Source organism: Bradyrhizobium sp. ORS 375, assembly GCF_000239775.1.
Lineage (GTDB): Bacteria > Pseudomonadota > Alphaproteobacteria > Rhizobiales > Xanthobacteraceae > Bradyrhizobium.
In genome coordinates this window covers 1-1,743 of sequence record NZ_CAFI01000395.1, presented here as the reverse complement: position 1 = coordinate 1,743, position 1,743 = coordinate 1, and the positions used below count along the sequence as shown (strand labels likewise).

Sequence of the window (1,743 nt, the reverse complement as noted above, 5' to 3'; positions counted from 1 at the left end):
GCGCGCGGGGAGAGGCGCAGACCGAACCTGCTGCGCGAGATTTCGCTCCATCGGACGCCGATCCAATCGCGGGCACGGAAGCCATGGCAAAGACGACAACAGTGCCTGAAAAGGAGCCCGAACTCCCCGACCTCATCGGCGCTGATGAGGGTGTCGTCCAGGCGATGATGCAGTGGCTGGCGCATTTGCGCAGCGAGCGGCGGCTGTCGCCGAAGACGGTCGAGGCCTACGCGCGCGACCTCAGGCAATGCCTCCAATTCCTCTGCACCTATTGGGGCGAGCCCGTCACCTTGGCGCGCTTCGCCGGGCTGGAGGCCGCCGACGTCAGAGCCTTCCTGGCGATGCGCCGCGCCGACGACATCGCCGGGCGCTCGCTGATGCGGACCTTGGCCGGCCTGCGTTCGTTCGGCCGTTTCCTGGAGCGCGAGGGCCAGGGCAAGGTCGGCGCCCTCTCCGGCGTGCGCGCGCCAAAGATCGCCAAGAGCCTGCCGAAGCCGCTGCCGATGGATGCCGCCAAGCGCCTCGCCGATGCCGACGAGCGCGCCGGGGAAACGCGGGAGACCTGGGTGCTGGCGCGCGACGCCGCCGTGATGGCGCTGCTGTACGGCTCCGGCCTGCGCATCTCCGAGGCGCTCGGCCTGAAGCGCCGCGAGGTGCCGCGTCCCGGCGAAGGCGACGTGCTGATCGTCACCGGCAAGGGCAACAAGACCCGGATGGTGCCGGTGCTGCAGAACGTGCTGGCGCTGATCGACGAATACGCCCGGCTGTGCCCCTACCCGCTGGCCGCCGATGGACCGATGTTTCTCGGGGCCAAGGGCGGTCCGCTGAGCCCACGCATCATCCAGTTGGCGATGGAGCGGCTGCGGGGTGCGCTCGGCCTGCCCGACAGCGCCACGCCGCACGCGCTACGCCATTCCTTCGCGACGCACCTGTTGTCACGCGGCGGCGACCTGCGCGCCATCCAGGAGCTGCTCGGCCACGCCTCGCTGTCGACCACGCAGGTCTATACCGGCATCGATTCCGAACGACTGCTGCAGGTGTACGCGTCGGCGCATCCGCGGCGGTGACACGGTTTCGTCACATCGTTTCCCTTGCGCCGCCTCCGCCGTTCCGGCAATCGTTCCGTCGCTTGATCCGGAGGGGAACAGATGGGCGCACATGAAAGCATGGAGCATGCGGAGCACGCCGAGCACGCATCGGGCTCGAACAAGAAAATCGCGCTGCTGATCTCGGTGATCGCGCTGTTCCTGGCGCTGTCGGAGACGCTCGGCAAGGGCGCGCAGACCGAATCGATCAGCAAGAATGTCGAGGCGTCCAATCTCTGGGCGTTCTTCCAGGCCAAGACGGTGCGCCGCACGGTGGTGCAGACCGCGGCCGAGCAGGGCAAGCTGAACCTCCCGGCGCTGCCTGACGAGACCGCCAAGGCAAGCTTGCAGAAGCAGATCGATGACTGGCAGAAGAACGCCGCGCGCTACCGCTCGGAGCCGGAGACCGGCGAAGGCAGCGAACAGCTCGCCGCCCGCGCCAAGCATGCCGAGGAGGAGCGCGACCTCGCCACGGCGAAATATCACCACTACGAGCTTGCCTCGGCCGCCTTCCAGATCGGCATCGTGCTGGCGTCGGCGACGATCATCACGGGTATGCTGGTGCTGGCCTGGGCCTCCGGAGCGCTGGCGCTGGTCGGCATTGCGATGACGCTGCTCGGGCTGTTCCAGCCGCATCTGCTGCATCTGCACTAGTCTA

The 1,743-nt window shown here is 68.0% G+C and carries 2 protein-coding genes; both read left to right on the top strand.

Annotation, left to right across the window (positions count from 1 at the left end; all coding sequences use genetic code 11):
• Window positions 1-83: 83 nt before the first annotated feature.
• Complete coding sequence (locus BRAO375_RS26565) at window positions 84-1,067, top strand: tyrosine recombinase XerC (RefSeq protein WP_009030527.1); 984 nt, start codon at window positions 84-86, stop codon at window positions 1,065-1,067.
• 81 nt (window positions 1,068-1,148) lie between these two features.
• On the top strand, window positions 1,149-1,739 hold the full coding sequence (locus tag BRAO375_RS26560; protein ID WP_009030526.1) for a DUF4337 domain-containing protein: 591 nt from the start codon (window positions 1,149-1,151) through the stop codon (window positions 1,737-1,739).
• Window positions 1,740-1,743 lie beyond the last annotated feature (4 nt).

Coding starts and splice junctions, on each gene's coding strand:
- BRAO375_RS26565 (WP_009030527.1), top strand. CDS start 84: ATGGCAAAGACGACAACAGTGCCTGAAAAGGAGCCCGAACTCCCCGAC.
- BRAO375_RS26560 (WP_009030526.1), top strand. CDS start 1,149: ATGGGCGCACATGAAAGCATGGAGCATGCGGAGCACGCCGAGCACGCA.